This is a genomic window from Cupriavidus necator N-1 (assembly GCF_000219215.1).
GTDB classification, from domain to species: domain Bacteria; phylum Pseudomonadota; class Gammaproteobacteria; order Burkholderiales; family Burkholderiaceae; genus Cupriavidus; species Cupriavidus necator.
This window is the reverse complement of record NC_015727.1, coordinates 1-21,554: the sequence shown is the minus strand read 5'-3', so window position 1 is coordinate 21,554 and position 21,554 is coordinate 1. Positions and strand designations below refer to the sequence as shown.

The 21,554-nt window shown below is 63.7% G+C and carries 17 protein-coding genes and 2 pseudogenes; 7 read left to right on the top strand and 12 right to left on the bottom strand.

Annotated elements, in window-relative coordinates:
- Positions 1-22 precede the first annotated feature (22 nt).
- Positions 23-988, top strand: a complete 966-nt coding sequence (locus CNE_RS30290) for a tripartite tricarboxylate transporter substrate binding protein (RefSeq protein ID WP_013958513.1) — start codon at positions 23-25, stop codon at positions 986-988.
- A gap of 92 nt (positions 989-1,080) precedes the next feature.
- Complete coding sequence (locus CNE_RS30285; protein WP_013958512.1) at positions 1,081-3,177, top strand: acetate--CoA ligase family protein; 2,097 nt, start codon at positions 1,081-1,083, stop codon at positions 3,175-3,177.
- Between the two features lie 150 nt (positions 3,178-3,327).
- On the opposite strand, the gene CNE_RS42950 is transcribed toward CNE_RS30285, so the two are convergent.
- From CNE_RS42950 to CNE_RS30245, 9 genes are all read right to left on the bottom strand, one after another.
- Positions 3,328-3,942 carry a DsbA family protein gene (locus CNE_RS42950; RefSeq protein ID WP_319609741.1) on the bottom strand — a complete coding sequence of 205 codons (615 nt, stop codon included), beginning with the start codon at positions 3,940-3,942 and terminating at the stop codon, positions 3,328-3,330.
- A 17-nt stretch (positions 3,943-3,959) separates the two neighbouring features.
- Positions 3,960-4,175: a DsbA family protein gene (locus tag CNE_RS42945; RefSeq protein WP_063712358.1), complete on the bottom strand. Its 216-nt coding sequence runs from the start codon at positions 4,173-4,175 to the stop codon at positions 3,960-3,962.
- A 311-nt stretch (positions 4,176-4,486) separates the two neighbouring features.
- Complete coding sequence (locus CNE_RS38730; protein ID WP_049800691.1) at positions 4,487-4,771, bottom strand: transposase; 285 nt, start codon at positions 4,769-4,771, stop codon at positions 4,487-4,489.
- Between the two features lie 397 nt (positions 4,772-5,168).
- A complete protein-coding gene (locus tag CNE_RS30270; RefSeq protein ID WP_013958511.1) occupies positions 5,169-6,746 on the bottom strand; it encodes a FadD3 family acyl-CoA ligase in 1,578 nt (525 codons plus the stop codon).
- Complete coding sequence (locus CNE_RS30265) at positions 6,743-7,855, bottom strand: alkene reductase (RefSeq protein ID WP_013958510.1); 1,113 nt, start codon at positions 7,853-7,855, stop codon at positions 6,743-6,745. Before CNE_RS30265 ends, CNE_RS30270 begins: the two co-directional genes overlap by 4 nt.
- A gap of 33 nt (positions 7,856-7,888) precedes the next feature.
- Entirely contained in the window at positions 7,889-8,530 is a 642-nt protein-coding gene (locus CNE_RS30260) for a nuclear transport factor 2 family protein (RefSeq protein ID WP_013958509.1), read from the bottom strand.
- A gap of 44 nt (positions 8,531-8,574) precedes the next feature.
- A complete protein-coding gene (locus tag CNE_RS30255) occupies positions 8,575-9,405 on the bottom strand; it encodes an SDR family NAD(P)-dependent oxidoreductase (protein WP_013958508.1) in 831 nt (276 codons plus the stop codon).
- A gap of 71 nt (positions 9,406-9,476) precedes the next feature.
- On the bottom strand, positions 9,477-10,304 hold the full coding sequence (locus CNE_RS30250) for an SDR family NAD(P)-dependent oxidoreductase (protein ID WP_013958507.1): 828 nt from the start codon (positions 10,302-10,304) through the stop codon (positions 9,477-9,479).
- Between the two features lie 14 nt (positions 10,305-10,318).
- The gene (locus tag CNE_RS30245; protein WP_013958506.1) at positions 10,319-11,407 is read right to left on the bottom strand and encodes a Rieske 2Fe-2S domain-containing protein; all 1,089 of its coding nucleotides are present in this window, start codon (positions 11,405-11,407) and stop codon (positions 10,319-10,321) included.
- 271 nt (positions 11,408-11,678) lie between these two features.
- On the opposite strand from CNE_RS30245, the gene CNE_RS30240 reads away from it, so the two are divergent.
- The 3 genes from CNE_RS30240 to CNE_RS39590 all read left to right on the top strand — a co-directional run bounded on the left by CNE_RS30240 (position 11,679) and on the right by CNE_RS39590 (position 14,226).
- Complete coding sequence (locus CNE_RS30240) at positions 11,679-12,884, top strand: helix-turn-helix transcriptional regulator (protein ID WP_238553182.1); 1,206 nt, start codon at positions 11,679-11,681, stop codon at positions 12,882-12,884.
- Between the two features lie 218 nt (positions 12,885-13,102).
- The gene (locus CNE_RS30235; RefSeq protein ID WP_013958504.1) at positions 13,103-13,900 is read left to right on the top strand and encodes an SDR family NAD(P)-dependent oxidoreductase; all 798 of its coding nucleotides are present in this window, start codon (positions 13,103-13,105) and stop codon (positions 13,898-13,900) included.
- A 71-nt stretch (positions 13,901-13,971) separates the two neighbouring features.
- Positions 13,972-14,226, top strand: a complete 255-nt coding sequence (locus CNE_RS39590; RefSeq protein ID WP_148271714.1) for a LysR substrate-binding domain-containing protein — start codon at positions 13,972-13,974, stop codon at positions 14,224-14,226.
- Between the two features lie 302 nt (positions 14,227-14,528).
- On the opposite strand, the pseudogene CNE_RS42305 reads toward CNE_RS39590, so the two are convergent.
- Positions 14,529-14,705 (bottom strand): annotated as a pseudogene (locus tag CNE_RS42305) (replication initiation protein); the annotation flags it as partial.
- 29 nt (positions 14,706-14,734) lie between these two features.
- Here CNE_RS42305 and CNE_RS30225 point away from each other — a divergent pair.
- Together CNE_RS30225 and CNE_RS30220 are read left to right on the top strand one after the other, a co-directional pair.
- A pseudogene (locus tag CNE_RS30225) lies at positions 14,735-15,173 on the top strand (LysR substrate-binding domain-containing protein); the annotation flags it as partial.
- Positions 15,174-15,848: 675 nt separating this feature from the next.
- Complete coding sequence (locus CNE_RS30220; protein ID WP_013958498.1) at positions 15,849-17,018, top strand: tyrosine-type recombinase/integrase; 1,170 nt, start codon at positions 15,849-15,851, stop codon at positions 17,016-17,018.
- Positions 17,019-19,274: 2,256 nt separating this feature from the next.
- Here the strand turns inward: CNE_RS30220 and CNE_RS30215 are convergent.
- Positions 19,275-20,246 carry a ParB/RepB/Spo0J family partition protein gene (locus CNE_RS30215; RefSeq protein WP_013958496.1) on the bottom strand — a complete coding sequence of 324 codons (972 nt, stop codon included), beginning with the start codon at positions 20,244-20,246 and terminating at the stop codon, positions 19,275-19,277.
- Positions 20,243-21,454, bottom strand: a complete 1,212-nt coding sequence (locus CNE_RS30210) for a ParA family protein (RefSeq protein WP_013958495.1) — start codon at positions 21,452-21,454, stop codon at positions 20,243-20,245. Before CNE_RS30210 ends, CNE_RS30215 begins: the two co-directional genes overlap by 4 nt.
- Positions 21,455-21,554: the final 100 nt, after the last annotated feature.

The window sequence follows — 21,554 nt, the reverse complement described above, 5'->3', positions numbered from 1 at the left end:
ATCAACAGACAGGAGGAGATCCATGAAGAAACTACTGGCCTTTGCCGCTGCGACGGCGGTCATGGCGCCGATGGGCATGGCACGCGCGGAAACTGCTGCCTATCCGAGCGCCCCGGTAAAGATTGCGGTCGGGTTCGCTGCCGGCGGCGGCACGGATCTGTTGGCGCGCTTCTATGCGAAGCGCCTTGGCGAGAAACTCGGCCAGCCATTCGTGATCGAGAACCGGCCGGGCAAGGGCGGCGCCATTGCCGTGCAAACGACGGTGCATGCGCAGCCCAACGGCTATGCGCTTGTGATCGGGACCACCGGCATTGCGGTCGATGCGGCATTGGGGGAGAGCAAATACGACTGGAAGCGCGATCTCACGCCCATCGCGCCGCTGGCGTATTCCGCCAACGTGCTGGTGGTGTCGTCGCAGTCCAACATCCGCAGCGTGGACGACCTCTTGCAGGAGGCCAGGCGGCGGCACCTGACCTTCGGCTCGGCCGGCGTCACCACGTCGATGCACATGACCGGCGAATTGTTCAAGCAGATGGCCGGCATCGAGATGACCCACGTACCTTACCGCGGTGCCGCTCCCGCCGAGCAGGCGCTGTTGTCCGGCGAGATCGACGTCATCTTCGACAACGTGGCGGGTGCGGCGTCGTTCATCGAAGCCGGCAAATTCCGGCCGCTCGCCATCAGCAGCCGCACGCGCAGCGGCGAGCTTCCGAACGTGCCGACCATGGAGGAGTCCGGGCTGAAGGGCTTCGAAACCACGGGCTCGTTCTTTCTGCTGGCCCCCGCGCGCACGCCGCCCGCCGTGCTGAAACGCCTGGAGTCGGTTGTCGGAGAGATCACGCGGGAACCGGACACGGTTGCCTATCTGCGCAAGCTTCACATGGTGCCCCTGAATGGAGGCTCGGCCGTCGTGACGCAGATGCTGTCCGCCGAGTACGAAAAATGGCGCAAGCTGGTGGCCGCCAAGGGTGTCAGCCTGTCCAAGTAGAAAGCGCGCTTAACCGGTATGGTAGGCAGTACGCTCACTGCCGGCTCAAACGACTTGAGTACGAATTGAATGAAGAAACGGAGACTTTCCCGATGCCTGAATTCCCTGATCTGTCCCGCCTCGTGCGGCCTCGCAACATCCTCGTCGTGGGCGGCTCGCAGCGGCCCAACAGCGAAGGGGCACGCCTGCTGGAGAACCTGACGAGGCATTCGCGGCTTCGCGGAGAAGTGTTCGTCGTTCATCCGAAGATGCAGGACGCCGAGGGCTACCGCTGCTGGCCTTCGGTTGCAGCCGTGCCGCCGGCGCCCATCGATGTGGCGCTGGTCATGGTGCGAGTCGAACTGGTCCTCGATGCGCTGCGCGATTGCGCCGCCAGGGAGATTCCTTTCGCCATCGTAATGTCGTCGGGCTTCGCCGAGGCCGGTGCGGAAGGCCAAGCGATCGAGGCGGAGATCAAAAAGCTGTGCGACGAGACGGGGCTGCGCGTATATGGGCCGAACTGCCCGGGGCTGACCAACCTCACCGACCGCATCGGCATGACTTTCTCGCCGGCGTTCCAATCGGACATCCACGCGGGGTCAGTCGGCATCGTGACGCAGGGAGGAGGCTCGGGCCGCAACATCCTGCAGGGGCTTTCACACGGTGTCGGTGCGGCGCTGTGGATGTCGGGAGGCAACGAACTCGACCTCGGCGCCCCGGATTTCATCGCTCATATGGCAAGTGATCCGCAGATCCGTGTCATCGCCGTGCTGCTTGAGGGCATCAAGCATGGTACTCGGCTGATTGCGGCGCTCGACCTGGCGCGCCAGCATCGCAAGCCGGTGGTGGTGCTGAAGGTGGGACGCTCCGAATACGGTGTGCGTGCCGCGCAATCGCACACTGGCTCGATTGCCGGTGCGGCGGCGGTGAACAGTGCTGTCTTCCGGCAGTTCGGTGCGATCGAGGTCGAGGAACTCGATGATCTTGTCGCTGTCAGCCGTTTGCTAGCCGGCGAGCGTCCGCCGACCTCGCGCAAGCTGGCCATTCTCACGTTTTCGGGCGGCGCCGCTGCCATGGCGGCGGACCAGGCGGGATTGCAGGGTCTGGAGCTTGCCGACTTCCTGCCGGCTACGACCGAGGGCCTGCGCGAGCGCCTGCCGGGCTTCGCGGCGGTCAGCAATCCGGTCGACGTGACCGCCGAAGCGCTCAAGCGCACCGACGCACTGGCCGGGTGCCTGCGCCTGGTCGCGGAAGATCCCGATGTCGGCGCCGTGCTGGTGCCGATCCCTGCGGACTATGGCCCGGTGACGGACAACATCGCCAGCGCCATCATCGACGCCAGCGCAAACGCCCCCCGGCCCATCGTACCCGTCTGGATGAGCCGGCGGCACGGCGCTGGTTTTCGCATGCTGGAGGAAGCCGGACTGGCGCCGTTCGTCTCGCTTTCGAAGGCGCTCAATGCGCTGAAACTTGCCGCTCCGAAGGCTCGCGAGGGTGCGACATTGGTCGCACCGCCTCCTGCGGCTGCCACCCCAGCGCGACACCTCTTGCCGTACAACGAAGCCACCGCCAAGCGCATACTCGGACAGAGTGGCATTACCGTGCCACGTGGGGTGCTGGTGCGCAGCGCAGACGAAGTAGAATCGGTCGCCGCTGAGATCGGGTTCCCACTGGTCATGAAGGTATCGAGCGCGCAAATCCTGCATAAGACTGAGGTCAAAGGGGTACATCTCAACATCCGCTCCGAGGAGCAGGCCACTGCCGCATACGCACGGATCCTCGCCGATGTGGCGGCTCGGCGGCCGAACGCCACGATCGATGGTGTACTGATGGAACGTATGTACGATACACGTGGCCGCGAAATGCTGGTCGGCGTGCATCGGGATCCGGCGTTCGGCCCGGTGCTCACGGTCGGTCTGGGCGGCATCTTTGTCGAACTTCTGAAGGATGTCTCGCATCGCGTCCTGCCCATCGGCAAGGAAGACGCGCTAGACATGCTTAGCGAGCTCCGCAATGCCGCCTATCTAGGCGCCTTCCGGGATGCCCCGTCCGCCGATGTTGACGCCCTTGCGAACCTGCTTGTGCAGGTATCGGGTTTCGCAGTTAGCCATCCCGAAATCGAAGAAGCCGAACTTAATCCGGTATGGGTCGGACCACAAGGGGAAGGCGCGGTGGCGCTCGATGCCCTGATCCTCACCGCAGGCCACTAGCGTCTACGCCTCCCGTGCCGGCGCGTCGGCGAGATGCACCACGCCCCGGCACAGTCAGGCCGGCATGACAACGCGCGCAATGCGGCAGTGCAGGATCCGCACTCAACGCGAGCGCGGGTCCACTACACTGCTCTCTGCACATCGAAGCCCCTACCCCCTTCTCTGGTTGGACGGGCCGTTATTCCTTGGAAGCAGCCATAGCGACTGCGCAAGCCCGAACGGCGGAAACGGGTCGCTATGCGACCCACAGCCATCCCACAGACCGGGCACTGGACCGAGAATGAGTCCATACACCGTCTTCGAAACGACCACCCGCCATAAACTTGCTAGATTTTGCAGCCTTCGGCACCCACAGATCGCACCGATGTCGGCCAGCCCCTCTGGAGCGTCTATCGCAGCCTGGAGAAGAGCTCTCTCGAACACCGCAACCTCTCGTGCACCTGACAGGTAAGATTTCCCGTTCAACACGAAGAGAGGCACACCGTTGGCAACTCGATTCGCGGCCATCTCTTCGTGCTCGATCTCCGCTACGATACGGCTGTCATCGAAATTGATCTGACCTCCGGTCCCTACGTCCTTCGCAATACCGCTAAGGACGCTCCTATCAAAGATGTCAAGCCCTTCCGTGGTGGCTGCAGAGAAGATCCGTTCGATTAGCCGGTGCTGTTCGGCGGGGTCGGCTAACTTCACCAGCATATGAGCGTCGGTCGTATCGCCAAACCGCATAGTGCCAAAGTTGTACACCAACCTTTCGATGGCGCCCATCTGAGTGACTGCATCCATCATCCCGTCGGCAGCGATTCGGTTACCAAATTCTTGTAAAGCGCGCTGCTGAAATCCTCGGGGACCAAGCCTCGCGCAAGCCGGTAGGATCTTTGGGAGACCACCACCTCGACCGTACCCGCTAGGGCCTTCGCCGCCTTCTCTAGGCGGCGCTTTGCAATCCAGCACCACGGACACACGAAATCTGACCAAACCTCTACATTGAGTCGCTTCATGAAATTGCTCCTGGGTTGGAGATGGCAATGCGGCATCCTTCGGCGTCGACGAAACGCCTACCGCAAAGAATTGCCGCCGGAAATGAAGCACCATGGCGCAGAGCATTCGCGTGGCTGCACTGCACTCTGCGTTGAATGGCGGAGTGAAGGTGGCTTTTGGAAGCCCCTCTGAAAGCCGAGACTACGTCAGTATGTCAACCAGCTTTGCAGTAATCTCATCCACAGTCCCTAACGCATTTATCTTCCGATACCTGGTCGACCTGCAGCGGAGCAAACACACGGCCCTCGCTCAACGCCGCCAGCATCTGGCGCTAACGGTCTTCGCGCATCCATCGATGCACCATGTTCGGGTTCAGCCCGTGGCTGAGCGCAACCCCCGCCACCGAAGCTCCCGCCGGGCGAACCTGTTCCGGGACCATCGCCTTGAATTCGGCGCTGTACTCCCGCCGGCGCGGCCGCTCTACTGTCGACAGAATTCCGGGGAGGAGGCCAACGGTGAAGAGGTAGCGCAGCGCGGCCCGATTCTTCCGCTGCCACTCGACTGCTTCCCTGTCCCCTTCGTCCTTCGGTCGCTTCCATTCCATCTTGACGAGCACTATTCCGGAAGAGATTCAAAGGTGCAATAGCCTGGGCCGCAGTACGGCTGTGGCTTGTCAAATAATTCGTGCCCTCAGCAAAATGGCCAGTCATCGCCCCTGGGCTTACGTCTCGGATGTTGGCCAACCTCTTTGCGGCCCAATTCTTTGCACCGTTCGGTAGCCGCCACTTTCATAATTTCATGATCATGAAACTTTCGGTTTGGCCCAGTTCCGCCGCTCTTTTTTCAAAAATATCTGCTCGATAACAAAACCTACGAACCCTGACGGTATGGGGCTTCGGAAGGGACGGGAGTTTGACGAGTCGCTGTCCGCGCAAAGTAGATATTGAGCTGAACGCGAATAGCGTAAGGCTTGCCTCGATGTTGGCAGGCGTCGCCCCTGGTCAGCACAGACCTCACGCGCTCTGGAATTTGCTCATCAGGTCAAGCTTTTCGACCTTGCCCGCGGCATTGGTGGGCAGGGCCGCCATAAAGGTCACGGAGCGCGGCATCTTGTAGTTGGCCAGCCGGGGTCGGCACCATTCCAGCAACGCCTCCGCATTCAGGCGCTCGCCCTCTCGCAATACCACGAAGGCGCGGCCAACTTCGCCCAGGCGCGCATCGGGTACGCCGACGACGGCGACCTGCGCCACCGCCGGATGCGCGCCAATCAGGTGCTCGATCTCTGCGGGATAGCAATTAAAGCCGCCGACGATGAACATGTCCTTGAGCCGGCCGGTGATACTCAGGTTTCCAACGGCGTCGAGGTTGCCGATGTCGCCTGTATGCAGCCACCCCGCGGAGTCGATGGCCTCGCGTGTGGCGGCGTCGTCGTAGAAGTACCCACGCATGACGTTGTAGCCGCGGATCCAGACTTCGCCCGGCTCACCGGCGGCGACGTCGTTTCCTTCAACGTCTACGCAGCGAATCTCCACACCGGCGAGCGGACGCCCACTCGTGTTGGCGATAGTTTGCAGCGCGTCGCCGAGCCGGCAGACGGTCGCCAGGCCGCAGCACTCCGTCAGTCCGTAAGCAGTGAGCACGACGTCAAAACCAAGCACCTTGCGCATGCGCCGGATCAGCTCGGGCGCGATCGACGCCGCCCCCGTGACAGCCACGCGTAGCGATGACAAATCGTATGCGTCCAGCCGCGGATGGGCAAGCAAGCTCAGGTAGAGCGTGGGCGAGCCAGGCAGGAAACTGACGCGGTACCGCTCGACGCGCGCCAACACGGCTTCGGCGTCGAACTGCGCCAGCGGCAGGATGGTGGCGCCGCGAAGCAGGGCCGCGAGCCAGCCAGCCTTGTAGCCGAAAGCATGGAAAAAGGGATTGATGATCAGGTAACGGTCGCCGGCGCGCAGGCCGACGATATAGGACCAGTCGGAAAAGGCGCGCAGATTCTGCCCGTGCGTCGTGATCACGCCCTTGGGCCGGCCCGTGGTGCCGGATGTGTAAAGCAGGTCGGACGGACTGTCCGGTGTCAGTGCGGCGATGCGCGCGTCAAGCATGGCCTCGGGGGTGTCTTCGGCGCGCGCGAGAAAGGCCTCCCAGGACAGGGCTCCTTCGCGCTCGCCGCGCAGAATGACGCGCTGCTGCAAGGCCGGCAGCGCATGCCCGCCCAGCATCGCGGGATAGTCGACGCCCAGGAATTCGCCGATGCTGATCAGCACCCGCGCACCGCTGCGCGTGAGAATGTCGGCAGCCTCGCCGCCCTTGAGCCGGGTGTTGAGCGGTACCAGCACGCCGCCGGCCATCTGGATGCCGAGCGCTGCGACGATCCACTCGTGCAGGTTCGGCGCCCAGACGGCGACGCGCTCGCCGGGCGCAACGCCCAGCGCCATCAGCGCACGCGCGGCGGCGCGTGCCGCCTCGTGCAGCGCGCTGTATTGCATCGACAGGCCATCTTCCTCGATGGCCACGGCATCCGCGTACAGCCGCGCCGTGCGCGCCACAGCGTTGGGAATGGTTGGAATGAGAGGCAGGCAGTCGCTCACGGTTGCAAACCTCCTTGGGGAACGATCTGGCCACTCGCGGCAAGCGCAGCGGCGCCCGGATAGTCCGTGTAGCCACGCGCACCCGGCGTATATAGCAGCGTGCGGTCGAACGCGGCCAACGGTGCACTGTGCCGCAGGCGCACAGGCAGGTCGGGATTGGCGATGAAATGGCGGGCGAACGAGACCGCCTCGCCGACGCCGCCGGCCACTGCACGCTCGGCGCTTGAGCCGTCAAAGCCGTCATTGAGGATGAGCGCGCCGCCGAAATGCCGACGGGCCAGCGCGAAGGCATCCAGCGCAGGATTCGGCGAGCGGCTCACGTGCAGGTAGGCCAGCCCGATCGGCGCCACGGCATCAAGCAAAGCGCTGTATGTGGCGGTGGGGTCGTCATCCTGCATGTCGTTATAGGGGTTGTCAGGACAGATACGCAGACCCACGCGCCCTACCCCGATCGCGCCGGCGATTGCCTCGAGCGTCTCCACGACGAAGCGCAGCCGCGCCGTCAGCGATCCGCCGTAGCCGTCCCTGCGCTGGTTGGCGCAAGCGAGCAGGAATTGCATCGGCAGATAGCCGCTGCTGCAATGCAGCTCAACGCCGTCGAATCCCGCGGCCCGCGCATTGACGGCGGCTTGACGATACTCGTTGATGACGGCCACGATTTCGTGCCCGGTCAGTGCGTGTGGCGTCTCCATCTCGACCAGGCCATGGCCATCGGCGTAGATGGTGCCGCGCGCGCGGATGCCCGAGGGCGCCACCGTCTGCGCGTCCGCCGCCTTGTTATGGCGCGTCGCTACGCGCCCCACGTGCATCAGTTGCAGCACCATCGCCGCGCCCTGGCTCCGCACGATGCCGGTCACTTCGCGCCAGGCGTCGATCTGCGTGGCGGTCTCGATGCCCGGAGTACGGCAGTAGCCCTTGCCGTGCCGGCTCGGGTAAGTTCCTTCCGCGACGATCAGCCCGGCGCCCGCACGCTGGGCGTAGTATGTCTGGTGCAGGTCAGTGGGCAGGTCACCCGCGCCGGCGCGGCTGCGCGTCATCGGCGCCATCACGATGCGATTGGCGAGTGCAATGTCGCCGAGCAGCAGTGGCTCGAACAGGCGGGTGCTCATCTCTGGGATTCCTCGGTCGATTTCGGCATGGCGTCAGCGCGTGCGGACCTTGGGCAGCACGGAGCCGCGGCGCATCGTCGCCAGAAAGCGATCCAGCGGTACCGGCTCGGCGATGCTTGGCAGCGACGCGTCGGGCTTGGCGTTCCAGAACGCCTTCCACGAGGGCCACAGCGCGTGCCAGGATCCATCGTAGGGTTCGCGGCCCGGCCAGCGCATCTTCTTGTCGCCAATGGGCGGCTTGTTCAGGTCGCTCGCGTAGAGGTAACACGGAAGGCGGCGCCGGAAATGCCAGCGCCCGCCAATGCGCTCGTAGTCGTCCCAGTAGAGCATTTGCATGATGACCCATTCCGGGCCGGTCTCGTGCTCGTTCTTGGAATACACCACGCCGCTTGCATGGTCCGCGTCCTGGAACTCGATGATGTGTCCGCCGACGTGGTGCGAGGTCACCGTGAACTGGTTGCGCAGGGTCTCGTCCATCCAGCGCCGCAGGTGCTCGCGGCCCACCTGGTCTTTGCCCACCGCCACGTCCTCGGGAAACAGGCTGGTCCAGGCATCGAGGTCGCGCATGTCGAGCGCCAGCGCATACTTGGCCGGCAGCATGCGGATCTCCTCGATCGACTCCAGCCGGTCGAGTCGGGCCTGCAAAGATTCCGTTTGCGCTGCGTCCAGCGCCATGTCTGTTGTCACTTGCCTCTCCTTGGTCAATTCGGGGGATGCGCTCAGTTTGCCTGCGGCTCAGCGCGCCGCTCGGCTGACGTCTGCGACACGTAGTCGGTCGCGCCCACATCGAGCCGGCAGGTCTTGCCACCATCGACGACCAGGCTCTGCCCGGTGATATAGGAAGCTTCATCCGAGGCCAGGAACAGGATGGCGCCAGCCACCTCGTGCGGCTCGCCCAAGCGCCCCAGCGGCACGGCGCGCGCGGTACCGCGGGCGATTTCCTCGCTGACAAGCGCCTCGCGCGTTCCCTCGCTCCAGACGACACCGGGAATCACCACGTTGACGCGTACATTGTGGGCCGCGCCCTCGAGCGCCACGGCACGGCTGAAGTTGAGCACGCCCGCCTTGGCGGCGCCATAGGCCGACAGCCCTGGACTGCCGAGCAGGCCCACCACCGAACCCAGGTTGACGATGGCACCGCCGCCGGCCGCCTTCATCACTCGCAGCGCCGCGCGCGTGCCAAAGAAGGCGACATCCAGGCTGCCACTCAGGCATTGCCGCCAGGATTCCGTGCTGACCTCGTCGAGCGTGCCCCAGGTATAGTTGACAGCGTTGTTGACCATGACATGCAGGCCGCCAAATTGTGCGACGGTCTGTATCACCACCCGCTCCACGTCCGCCTCGTTGGTCACATCGGCCCGAATCCACGCGGCATCGCCGCCGTGCGACCGGATCTCTTCGGCCACGGCGCGCAGCGGCGCCTCGCGGCGCCCGCACAGCATCACCTTCGCTCCTTCGGCCGCGAAGCGCGCAGCCGTGGCAGCGCCGATCCCCGTGCCCGCGCCACTGATCAGCGCCACCTTGTCTTGCAAACGTCCCGTTACTCGCATGCTGCTCTCCCTTTTATCCTTCCGTTGAGGCAGGACAACGACCCGAACGCGTCGCCCTCGCGCCTGCGCCGTTAAATCATTGCCATGCCGCCGCTGACGGACAGCGTCTGGCCCGTCATTTGCCTGCCGTCCCCGCTCACCAGGAACAGTGCCGCCGCCGCGATCTCTTCCGGCTCGGCCATGCGGCCCAGCGGGATGGCACGCTCCAGGCTCCGCACCCATTCGTCGCTGATGGACTGCATCATCGGCGTGCGCGTGGGTCCCGGGCAGATCGCATTGACGCGGATGCCACGCGGGCCCAGGTCGCGCGCCAGGCAACGGGTAAGGCCGAGCACTGCCGCCTTTGACGCGCAATAGCTGAGGGGACCTTCGCCGCTCAGCGCCGAGACGCTGGCGATATTGACAATGGCGCCGCCCACCCCCGCGCGTGTCATAAGCCGCACAGCCTCACGGGAGCAATAAAACGTACCGTTGAGATTCACGTCCACCACACGCTGCCAGCCGGCATCGTTGAGGTCGACGATCATGTCGGTATAGACGGTGGGCGTCTCGCCGGCCGCCAGTTGCCGCCCACGCTCGGCCGCGCGCTCCTGATAGTGCTCAAAACCGTCTCCCGGCACTTGCCCGATGCCTGCGTTGTTGACAAGAATGTCGAGCCTCCCCCAGCGCTGCGCAACCGCCTCGTGCAGCGCCCGCACGGCCCCGCTGTCCGCGACATCGCAGCCGCGCGCCATACCGTGCGCTTCGCCGCCGATCATGTCGAGGGTCGCTTGCGCGGCGCCGGCGTCGCGGTCGACGACAACCACCGCCGCACCCTCGGCCGCAAAGCGCACGGCCATGGCCCGCCCCATGCCGGACCCGGCGCCAGTGATCAGCGCCACTTTTCCTTCCAGTCGCATAACCCTCTCCTTAATCAGATCTGGTGCAGCTTGCTCACCGCCTCCGGCGGCACGGCATCGAGCGTGTGCCAAGTGCCGTCGCGCCGCTCGAAGACCTTCTTGCGGTCATGGTCAGCAGGTAGATCGGCGACATCGGTGTAGAACTGGCGGTACCACTCGCGTAGCTGATAGATCGGACCGTCGGCGTCGCTAAGCACGGGGCGGTCGACGCGGATCTTGTTGTGCCAGATCTCCACGTCCTGAAAGAAGGAGGCTTGCGCCTGCTCCACATAGGCCTGCGCCATCTCCTGGTTCTGTTCCTCCGACTGCCCCGGCACCTTCTTGACCATGACGCCGTAGCGCAGCTCAAAGCTCTGCGAGTCGATCGGCACGTGGCAATTGAGTAGAATGGTGTCAAGGGGCTTGCCGTCCACCTCCGCCGTCATGCGCGTCACGTGGTAGGCGGGCCCGAAATACGCGCTGTCCGCAACCAAGCCCCGGCCAAGCAACTCGCTCTCCTCGCCGCGGAACATCTGGTAGCCGATGTGGCGGTCGAACGTGTTGCAGAAGTAGACGGCTGGTGAGCCGTGCACCGGCCCGAAATGGGCGACATCCGCCAGGTTATCGACAAGCTCGCGGCAATTGGTGCCGATCACCATCTTGCGGATCGTCCACCCGGTCCACTCACCCGTGAAGCAGGCGCTGATGCGCGGTACCGCCACCGCGGGTGGCGGCGGCGCGCCCTCGGGATCGTGCCAGATGAACAGCAGGTGGTTCTGCTCGCAGACAGTCCACGCACGTGTGCGCGCCTTTGGCGGAATACGCTTGGCGCACGGCACGTGCTCGCAGGCGCCTTCGCCATTCCAGTGCCAGCCATGAAAGCGGCACACGATGGCCTTGCCCTTCACCTCGCCGAGGGCCAGGTCCGCGCCCATATGCGGGCACCACGCGTCAAGGATACGGATGCGCCCGTCCTCGCCAGTGAACGCTACCAGGCGCGTACCGAAGATGTCGAGCCGATGTGGCTTGCCGTCTTTGTAGTCTGACGCCTGCCCGAGGCAATGCCAGCCGCGGGCGTAGCGGTTGTCGGGCGGTGTTGTCTGCAGGATATGCTGCGCTTCCATGTCTCCTCCGTGATAGCTCTGTGCTCACAGCCGTATTGTTCTGGCGTGGCCACTTCATGGACATGGTCCCGACGGACTAGATTCGGCACATTTGGGAGCGACATTGCGCGGAAGTGCCCAAAGCTAGTCTGTTGGGACGACCTCCCGCCACCCGGCGGGCGTCGCCGGGGCTGGCGTCGGGGAAACACCCACTGTCACCGCACGGACAAGTCGCTAAGATCTTCGGTCGACCACAGGCCGGCGGCACCGAAGCACCGGATGGTGCAATGCCGTGGCTGCATTGCACCGCAGAACTGAGAAAGTACCCATGACACGCCCCCCTTGGCTCGACGTCCAGCACCCCGGCCAGTCTGCGCTCGGCGTCGACGAGATCAGCGATCTGATTGGGCTGGTGTACGACGGCCCGCTGCTTGACATCCCATGGCAGTCGCTGCTCGACGCTTTGCGACACCTGCTGGCTGCCAATTACGTGACACTGGTGCTGCGACCGCCGTCGAACACGTCACCCGGCCTGATGATCACGTCCAGCGCCGTCGACACCACCGTCGGCACCGGCGCCTATGCCCAGCATTTCTATGCGATCGACCCATTCGTCAACCTGCCCAACGAGCAAGTCCTGACCGCGTATGAACTGATCGGCGAGACCAGATGGCTGGAGAGTGAGATCTATCGCTTCTTCAACAAGCCCTACGACGTGCTTCACATCATGGGCGTAGACATCCGCCCCGAGCAAGGCATGGAGTGTCGCTTGCGGGTGTGCCGCCCGCACGGGAGCGACAGCTTCTCCAATGCCGACAAGGCACTGTGCCAGCGCATCGTGCCGCACCTGCAGCGCGCGGTCCGTATCCACGCAAATCTCAACACTACGGAGTCTGAGCGGCGCTTGTACGCCGGCACAGTGGACAGGCTGCTCATCGGCTCGGTCATCCTGGATGACACCGGCCAGATCCTCACCACCAACGGCTTGGCCGACGCCCTGCTGGCGGAAAAAGACGGCCTGATGGCCTGCAACGGCCAGTTGATGGTCGACTCTGCGCAAGAAAACCGCAAGCTGCAGGCATTAATACGGCAAGCCATGACATTGCGCGACTCGGTGCAGCCCGGCATACCGATCGGACTGTCCGTATCGCGCCAAGGCGACCACGCAAGGCTGGGGCTGCTGGTACGCCCCATTGCCGCCCAAAAGTGGGCACAGCGCCCGCGCCAACCCGCTGTGGCCGTGTTTATTCGCGACCCCGACCAAAAGGCACTGGCGTCGGCCGATCTGCTGCGCAACATGTTCGAATTCACCCGGGCGGAGGCATCGCTCGTGCTATTGCTGACCCAGGGCATGTCGCTGGACGAAGCCGCGCAGGAGCTGGACATCCGCCGCAATACCGCACGCGCACACTTGCGTGCCGTGTTCTCCAAGACGGGCGTGACCCGGCAAGCGGCACTGGTGCAAACCGTTCTGCAAAGCATCATTCCGCTCGGTTGAGGTGAATACGCCCTGCCGACGCCACTCAGCGAGCTGACGGTGCGCCCAGCGGTCACATCGCCCCGGCCGGAAGGGTGCTACGGCGGAAAGTTGTCTCCGTCCCGGTAGTTTTTGCTCCATTTGGACTATGTCGCACCGGGCGTGACCGGAAACAATGCGCATGTCAGCCGCGTCTATCGCAGCTTGCCACCAACCATGACATCCGGGAGAAACATCAAGTGACGACCCAACATCCTGCTGCCAACGACTTGCGCGTGGCCCTCAACACTCCGGCCAGCGCGGTCGTCGTTACTGGCGGCGCGTCCGGCATCGGAGAGGCTTGCGCAGCGGCCCTGGCTGCGATCGGCCGGCCGGTCGCCATCTGGGACATCCAGGAGGACAAGGCGCGTGCCGTAGCGGCGGCGATCGCCGATCGCTATGGCGTGCCCGCCTTCGGACTCGGCATCGACCTCCGCGCCCCGGCCGGCCTGGAAGACGCGCTGGTTCGCACCCGCGCCTCCCTGCCTGCGCTGGGCGGCATGGTTCATGCTGCCGGCGTGGTGGACCAGAGCGGGATCGACGGCCTTACACAGGCGCGCTGGGACGCCGTGCTTGATGTCAATCTGCGCGCCATGGCCCTGCTCGTGCAGGCCATGCTACCTGACCTGCGCGCGCAACCCGGCGCGGCAGTCGTCGGCATTGCGTCGATCAATGCCACGCTTGGCAACGCCTTGATTCCGGCCTACTCTGCCTCCAAGGGCGGCCTGCTCTCGCTGGTGCGCTCGCTCGCGGACAGCCTGGGCCGCGACCGCATCCGCATCAACGCCGTCTCTCCCGGACAGATCCACACACCGATGCTTCAACCTGCAATCGATGCCCTGCCCGAAGGCACCTTCGAGCGCCGCATCCAGCTGGGCCGCCTCGGCACCCCCGCGGAGATCGGGCGCGTGGTCCGTTTCCTTCTGTCGGACGAGGCCAGCTACGTCACCGGCACCGAGCTCATCGTCGACGGCGGCAACATTCCTTCGCAGCGCTGAATCGGAGCGACCTGCCACCTGCCATTCCGAATCGGAACGGCTTATGAGCGGAGCGTCCACGTTGCGAAACGCTGCTTGCAGCGCCCGACGCCGAATTCCCTGGGGGTGCCAAGGTCACGAATCCACGCAGCAGGCTGTGTATTGCGGCGCCAGTGACATTTGGCAGTTTTGGCCTTGCTCCCATGGTCGCCAATTACCTCGATCGGTACCCGCAAGTGCAAGTGGAGTTGTTGCTTGTTGACCGCTGCGTTGACCTCGTCAGCGAAGGCTTCGAGGCGGCCATCCAGCTTGGATCGCCATTTGACGCTTCGCTGCGCACCGCCTAGTGGCCTGCGCATCGCCCGCCTATCTGGCCAAGCATGGCACACCGGTTGCCCCACCAGACCTCTCGACGCACGACCTGCTGGGCTTTGATGAGTGTCTCGGCTGTCTTTTTCCCGCGCACCTGACTGCTGGATCGTGGAAGTTCCGGGACCAGTCTGGCGTATATGACCTCCCCATCAAGCCTCGCATCCGCAGCAACAACAACTTCGGATCCACTTGCTAGCGTCGCGGAGATCGAACATCGCGCCGCGCAATAGTTGTTTAGCGCGCTAACACGATCAGCCAGGCAGGAAAGCTGCGGCCTTCAGGCGCGCAAGGAGGCCATACGCCCAAACACAAATTGGCCCAGGTACCATGCCAACTCTGAATTCGCCAGGATGATGTCTTCGGATACGGACGATGCCTCCAGCCTCATCCGCTTCAACACAAGCTTGCCCTCGCGCGAGGCCAACCATGCCCGGACAAAATCCCCTCGCGCTTTGGTTCGGCCGTGTCCTTACGCTTGAGGAGAAAGCGAATCCGGTCGAACTAGTCTGCGCAGCGCGAGTGAAGGGACTTTCGGGGGAGTTCATTCGGGTGGAACCGATGATGGGCCGCCACGCCGGGCGCTCATGAAATCTGGAACGAGCGACCGCTGCCGATTGCCGTATTCCAGTCGGGCAGCGTCGCCCGTGACAATGCGATCCGTAGCCTGGAGCGAGCCAGGATCGCCTACCGGATGTCCTACGAGAGTCCCAGCCTGCTCGGGCTGCTCAGCATGGTCGAAGCAGGATGGGCGGTGGCACCGCTCGCGCGATGCGCAGTCCCACAGCATTTCACCATCCTTGGCCAGCCGCAGAGACTGCCCGAACTCGCCTCGTTGGAGCTTGTCCTGGCGCGCAGCGCAAAGTCCAATCGCCCGCCTTGCGACTTCCTGGCCGAACAGATCATTTCGGAACTGCACCGGTAGTCGGCACGGTCAAGACGATACAGGCTCGAAATCAGATTGACTTTGTGCGCGTAGCCCAAATGCTGTCCGCGTTGGCTGGCCGACTTCTCTGGCGATGAGTGAAAGGGGGGGACAGCGTTGGGCGGGCGGTCTCCCCCGCCATTAGTCTGTCGAAAACTTGCGGGTACAGCTCAATAATTATCGGCATTGCGTTTTGCTATGCATTTCCGGGCGGTACGAATGGAGGTGTCGATAAAATCGTTAAAAATCAGTGCCTTATTATGCCCCCGGGCGCCGTCCGTTAGCCGGGCTTCAGCCGCAGCCGCTTTGGTCTCAGGTGGGCGGCCCGGCAGCACCCACGTGCGCGGCGTGGCCTGCATCCGCTGGGGTTTCGACACCCACGGCAAGGATGCCTTAGAGGTGGTCAGCAATGCGGCAATAGGCGGGACTGCCCGGCCCCTGTCGTGGAATGACTTCCTTCCCGCCGACGATATTGGCCTGGGCCTGCGATGCCCTTGCGGACGGAGAACACTATTTACCATTATCCGAATAATGGTAAATGATTAGCTGGATATAATGGATCACAGGGCCGAGAACCCGGCGCTGGCTTTGTCCGGTCTATGCGCTGGCCGCCCGGCCACCGTCGCCGGGCCCTGCCATTGACGCGGCCCAGACTACCCCTGCCCCAAGCCTCCCATGAATACGTCGCCCCTCACGCCGAACGCACTGCCTAGCCCAGTATTGCCGGGCGGGCTTTCCGACGCCGAGCTGGTGCGCGCATGGCTAGACGCCAAGGCCGCCGCGGGTCTCGGTCTGCGCGCCAGCACCTGCAGTCAGTATGAGCTCGAGGCGCGGCGCTTGCTTTGGTATGCGGACGCGCAGGGCCGGCCTCTGGCCACCTGGCAGGTGACTCATGCCAGCGACTACCTTACCTTCTTGCGTGACCCGCCCGCGCACGCGGTCAGCAACGGCCGAGTTCGCCGCGGCAGCGCGGCTTGGCGACCGCTGCGCGGCCCGCTTTCCGAAGCATCGCGACGCCAGAGCGCAGTCATCGTGGGTAGCCTGTTCGACTGGCTGGTACGGGTTGGGGCTCTGCGGATCAATCCGTTCGCGCCAGTGCCGCGAGAGCGCTCTGCCACAGGGCCCGGCTCCCAGCGGAGGTTCCTCGAACTGGAACAGGTGGCAGCGGTATTCGAAGCGATTGAAGCACGCCCGGCGCCGACGCGGTGGGCGCAGCTACACCAGGCGCGCGACCGCCTGCTAGTTGCGCTGCTGTTCCAGACGGGGCTGCGCGCCTCCGAGGTGGCTGCACTAACTTGGGCGGATTTCGAACGCCATCCTGGCCGGTCCCGTGCGTTCTGGACCGTGCGCATCCGTCAAGCCAAGGGGGGCAACGATCAACTGGTGCCCTGCGACAACGCGATGGACGAACTGGCACGCTTTCGCCGTCTGGTGGGGCTGCCGCCCATGCCTAGCCCCACCGACACCGCAGCGGTCATCCCGGCGATCGCCGGTGGGCGTCAACGCGCTGTGCCGCCGGTCGATCCGTTTGAGCTACAGCGAAAGCTAAGCCGGCCGCTTCGTACGCGCCAGGGAATCTATGCCATCGTGCGTACAGCATTTGCGGAAGCGGCCGACCGTCTGGAGCGGGAGGACCGCAGCGAAGAGGCGGCCAGGCTCCGAGGTGCGTCGACGCACTGGCTGCGGCATACGCATGCCACGCATCTGCTACGCGCCGGCGTGCCGGTAACCGACGTGCAGCGCGCCCTGCGACACCGCGACATCAATACCACGCGGCGGTACACCCACGAGGCGCTGGAAGATGTAGCTCTTGCGCTGGCCGGCAAAATCCCGGGCGCCGCGTAGCGTGTCAGACGCCAGCCATTCCTGCGCTCTCTCGCTGTGTGGGGCGGTTGCCTTCGGCTGGCCGTGGAAGGCGGTGAAGAACCGGGTGCGAGAACACTCTATGGCTCTGCCCGGTGAGCAATAAATTCCCTGCGGTTGGGTCGAAGTCAAGCTGACCTAGCATTGGCGCATGCGGTTATGTGGCCGGGGTACGTCCGCGCTTGCCATACCGTTGAGAGGCCGGCCGTCGCACCTGGATCGAGCCAATATTTTCCGGGGACTCCGCGGCGGAGGCACCAGGCGGACTCGAATGCCGGCGTCGCCCAACGCGGGAAGGTCGGTGAGCCGTGCGGGGACCGTCCCAACTTGGGAAGGTCGGTGAGCCGTGCGGGGCACCGTCCCAACTTGGGACGGTCGGCGAGCCGTACGGGCACCGTCCCAACTTGGGAAGGTCGGCGAGCCGCACTATGAGCGTCCCAGGTTAGGAAAACTAGCAGCCGTAGATGGGACCATCACAACTTGAGGTGGTCGTAAAGCGGGCCTAGCAGCGGATCAACTTGGAAGGTCGGCGCGCGCATATCTGGCACCGTCCCAACTTGGGAAGGTTGGCGAGCCGTGGGGGGCACCGTCCCAACTTGGGAAGGCTGGCATCCGTGCGGGGCCGTCCCAATTTGGGAAGGTCGGTGAGCCATGCCGGGCATCGTCCCAATTTGGGAAGGTCGGTGAGCCATGCCGGGCATCGTCCCAACTTGGGAAGATCGGTGAGCCGTGCGGGGCACCGTCCCAACTTGGGAAGCGTGGCGAGCCGTGCGGGGCACCGTCCCGACTTGGGAAGGCTGGCGAGCCGTGCCTGACACCGTCCCAACTTGCGAAGGTCGGCGAGCCGTGCGGGGCATCGTCCCAACCTGGGAAGCTTGGCGAGCCGTACGGGCACCGTCCCAACTTGGGACGATTGGCGAGCCATGCCGGGCACCGTCCCAACTTGGGAAGATCGGTGAGCCGTGCGGGGCACCGTCCCAACTTGGGAAGGCTGGCGAGCCGTGCCTGACACCGTCCCAACTTGCGAAGGTCGGCGCGAGCCGTGCGGGGCATCGTCCCAACCTGGGAAGCTTGGCGAGCCGTACGGGCACCGTCCCAACTTGGGACGATTGGCGAGCCATGCCGGGCACCGTCCCAACTTGGGAAGCTTGGCGAGCCGTGGGGGGCACCGTCCCAACTTGGGAAGGCTGGCATCCGTGCGGGGCCGTCCCAATTTGGGAAGGTCGGTGAGCCATGCCGGGCACCGTCCCAACTTGGGAAGATCGGTGAGCCATGCCGGGCACCGTCCCAACTTGGGAAGATCGGTGAGCCGTGCGGGGCACCGCCCCAACTTGGGAAGCGTGGCGAGCCATGCGGGGCACCGTCCCAACTTGGGAAGGTCGGCGAGCTGTGGGGGGCACCGTCCCAACTTGGGAAGGTCGGCGAACTGTGCGGGGCACCGTCCCAACTTGGGAAGGTCGGCGAGCTGTGCGGGGCACCGTCCCAACTTGGGAAGGTCGGCGAGCCGTGCGGGGCATCGTCCCAACTTGGGAAGGCTGGGGATCCGTGCCTGACACCGTCCCAATTTGGGAAGGTCGGTGAGGCGCGCCGGGCACCGTCCCAACCGGGAAGGTCGACGAGCCGTACGGGCACCGTCCCAACTTGGGACGATTGGCGAGCCATGCCGGGCACCGTCCCAACTTGGGAAGCTTGGCGAGCCGTGCGGGGCACCGTCCCAACTTGGGAAGCTTGGCGAGCCGTGCGGGGCACCGTCCCAACTTGGGAAGGTTGGCGAGCCGTGAGGGGCACCGTCCCAACTTGGGAAGGTCGGCGAACTGTGCGGGGCTCCGTCCCAACTTGGGAAGGTCGGCGAGCCGTGGGGGCACCGCCCCAACTTAGGAAGGTTGGCGAGCCGTGCGTGCGGGGCACCGTCCCAATTTGGGAAGGTCGGCGAGCTGTGCGGGGCACCGTCCCAACTTGGGAAGGTCGGCGAGCTGTGCGGGGCACCGTCCCAACTTGGGAAGGTCGGTGAGCCGTGCGGACCGTCCCAACTTGGAAAGGTTGGCGAGCCATGCGTGCGGGGCACCGTCCCAACTTGGGAAGATCATTGAGCCGCGCCTGGCACCGCCCCAAACTGGGAAGATCACCAAGACGTGCCAGGGACCGTCCCAACCTCGGAAGGTCAGCGCGCGTGGCCCATGCTGAGCGTTGGGCAAAAAAAAGCCCGCTCGAAGCGGGCGTGGTTACCTGAAGCTGTACTTACTTGGGCTGGTGGTGAAACGATTCGCTAATGAGCTGCCGGATTTGCGTCTCCAGGGCCTCGGACAGGACCCCAGCTCTGATTTTCACAGTGAAGCCGTTGACGTCCTTCGTAATGGAACCAGCCTGTTCCTTGCCAGAAAAAAACTTGTCAATGCTTCGCTCACTCGCGGAACTTGGCGCCGAAGCGCGCCGGGTTGCGAGTGCTTTGATAGCGCCAGCGACTTTACCTTGCTCCATCTTTCCCGATGCTACGAGCGGCCAAATCTCCTTCGCAGCATCGTTGCCGGCTTCTCCATACTTCCGAATCGTTGTGACAATGGCTTCGGCCGCGCTTCCGCCAAGCAGTCGCGGCTGAAGGTCGAGATCCTTCAACACGAAATCTGGCAACTGCGCGAAGCTAAGGAATCGATAGAGACCGCTCTTGGACAGGCCGAGCGCCTCCGCAAGTCGTACGCGGGACGGAAATTCCTTCTCCGTCTGCCGGACAGACAGCGCGATTTCATAGTCGGAAAGGTCGTCACGGCTGATATTCTCGACCATGGCGAGCACCGCCATATCAGCATCAGAACACTCCACGACGACGGCCTTGACGGTATCGAGCCCAAGCATTTTGTGGGCGCGCCAGCGGCGCTCCCCTGCCACAATCTGGTAGCCGGATTCAGCGCGGCGTACCACGATAGGCTGCATGAGCCCCACCTCACGAATGGACTCTGCAAGCTCTGACAGCTTGAGTTCATTGAACACGCGCCGAGGCTGCCATGGGTTCGGCACAATATCGGCAACAGCCAGTTGCGACGCGACGCCGGTTGCCTCCAACTCCTGGACACGGAGTTGCGCAACGGCAAGTGCCCCAGTGAGGCCAGGCGCGGTCTGGGTTCGGTCGCTACGCTTGACTTCGTCCTGATTAATTGCCGAGGTCTTGCGGATGCCCGCCGTCTTAGCCAGCAGCTGTTCTCGCATATTGCTCATTGCGCGCTCCTCCATTTTTCTGCGTAGATCTCATCCAACCACCGGCAATAGTCCATGATCGGCTGACGCACGCGGGTCAGCGACTTGGCCGCGCTATGTGTGCTACTCACGTCGAACACCGTCGAGAATGCCAGCGCCCCAGTGCTCATCACCGAACTCGCCGGCACTTCGATCGAATGCAGCCACTTCTCATAAGCGCTCTGCGCCCAGGCACGCACGATGGGTGCCGACGAGGTGCGCCCATAATCGACCTTGGAGAGCAACAACGAGACGAAGTCGTATTTCTTGTCGGCTTCATACTTGATGAAGCTTTTGGAGACGTCTGAAAACAAGCGCCAGAAAGACAGCGAGCTGATGAAGTCCAGGTTCTCAGGAACCATCGGCATTACCATCGCGTCTGCCGCAAGCAAGGCGTTCAGGTTCATGTAGGAAAGCGAGGGAGACGTATCCATGAGGATATAGTCATAGTGCTTGCGCAATGGCTCCAACCCTTCCCTCAGCACCGTCCAGAAGCGAAAGCCAGGCTTGATTTTCTGCATCGCGGGCAGATGGAACTCTGCCCCAATCAGTTCGGTGTGCGCTGGAATCAAGTCAAGGCCATCCCAATAGGTTGACTGGATGCTTCCCTGTAGTCCCCCTTCGATTTGCTGATCATAGATATAGGGCAAGACCGTGTCTTCCGGCGTGACATCCTTCTCGGCATACAAACCACACAGTTCCGAGAGCGAGGCCTGAGGATCCAGGTCGACAACCAGGACTTTTCGGCCACGCAATGTCAGCCCCTGAGCCAGACACATAGTCGTGGTAGTCTTGGCCGAGCCGCCCTTGAGCTGGGCGGTGATAATGATTTTTCCTTCAGGCTCTCTCGTGCCTGTGACGAGCGGCGTCTGATAAATGTCGGAGACCTTCTGCACCCAGATGCGTGCCTCCTCCAGCGTGAAGGTCCGGGTACGCCCAGTACCGGCGGCCTTTCCTGGCGGCAATTCTCCATCGCCCTTGGTCGCGAGGTACTGAACTTGCGAGTGGGAGATGTTGCATAGGTCTGCAATCTCCCCCGTCTTAAAAATCGGTGCGGTTTTTCGCGGCCGCGGTGCGAGAATCGTCTCGCGAAGTTCGTCCGTAAAAATGGTGACCCTTTCCGCGAACTGAGATATCTGCTCTAGCGGTACAGTTCGGTCGACTGCTGGAAGTTGGCTCGTTTTCACCATTCTGAGGTTTATCCGGAAAATTCGAGAAAGCTCAGAATACAGGAAATCCATGAGCAACGGCTCATAAATCGCTGATTTTGAATAAGAGTTTCTTTGAAAA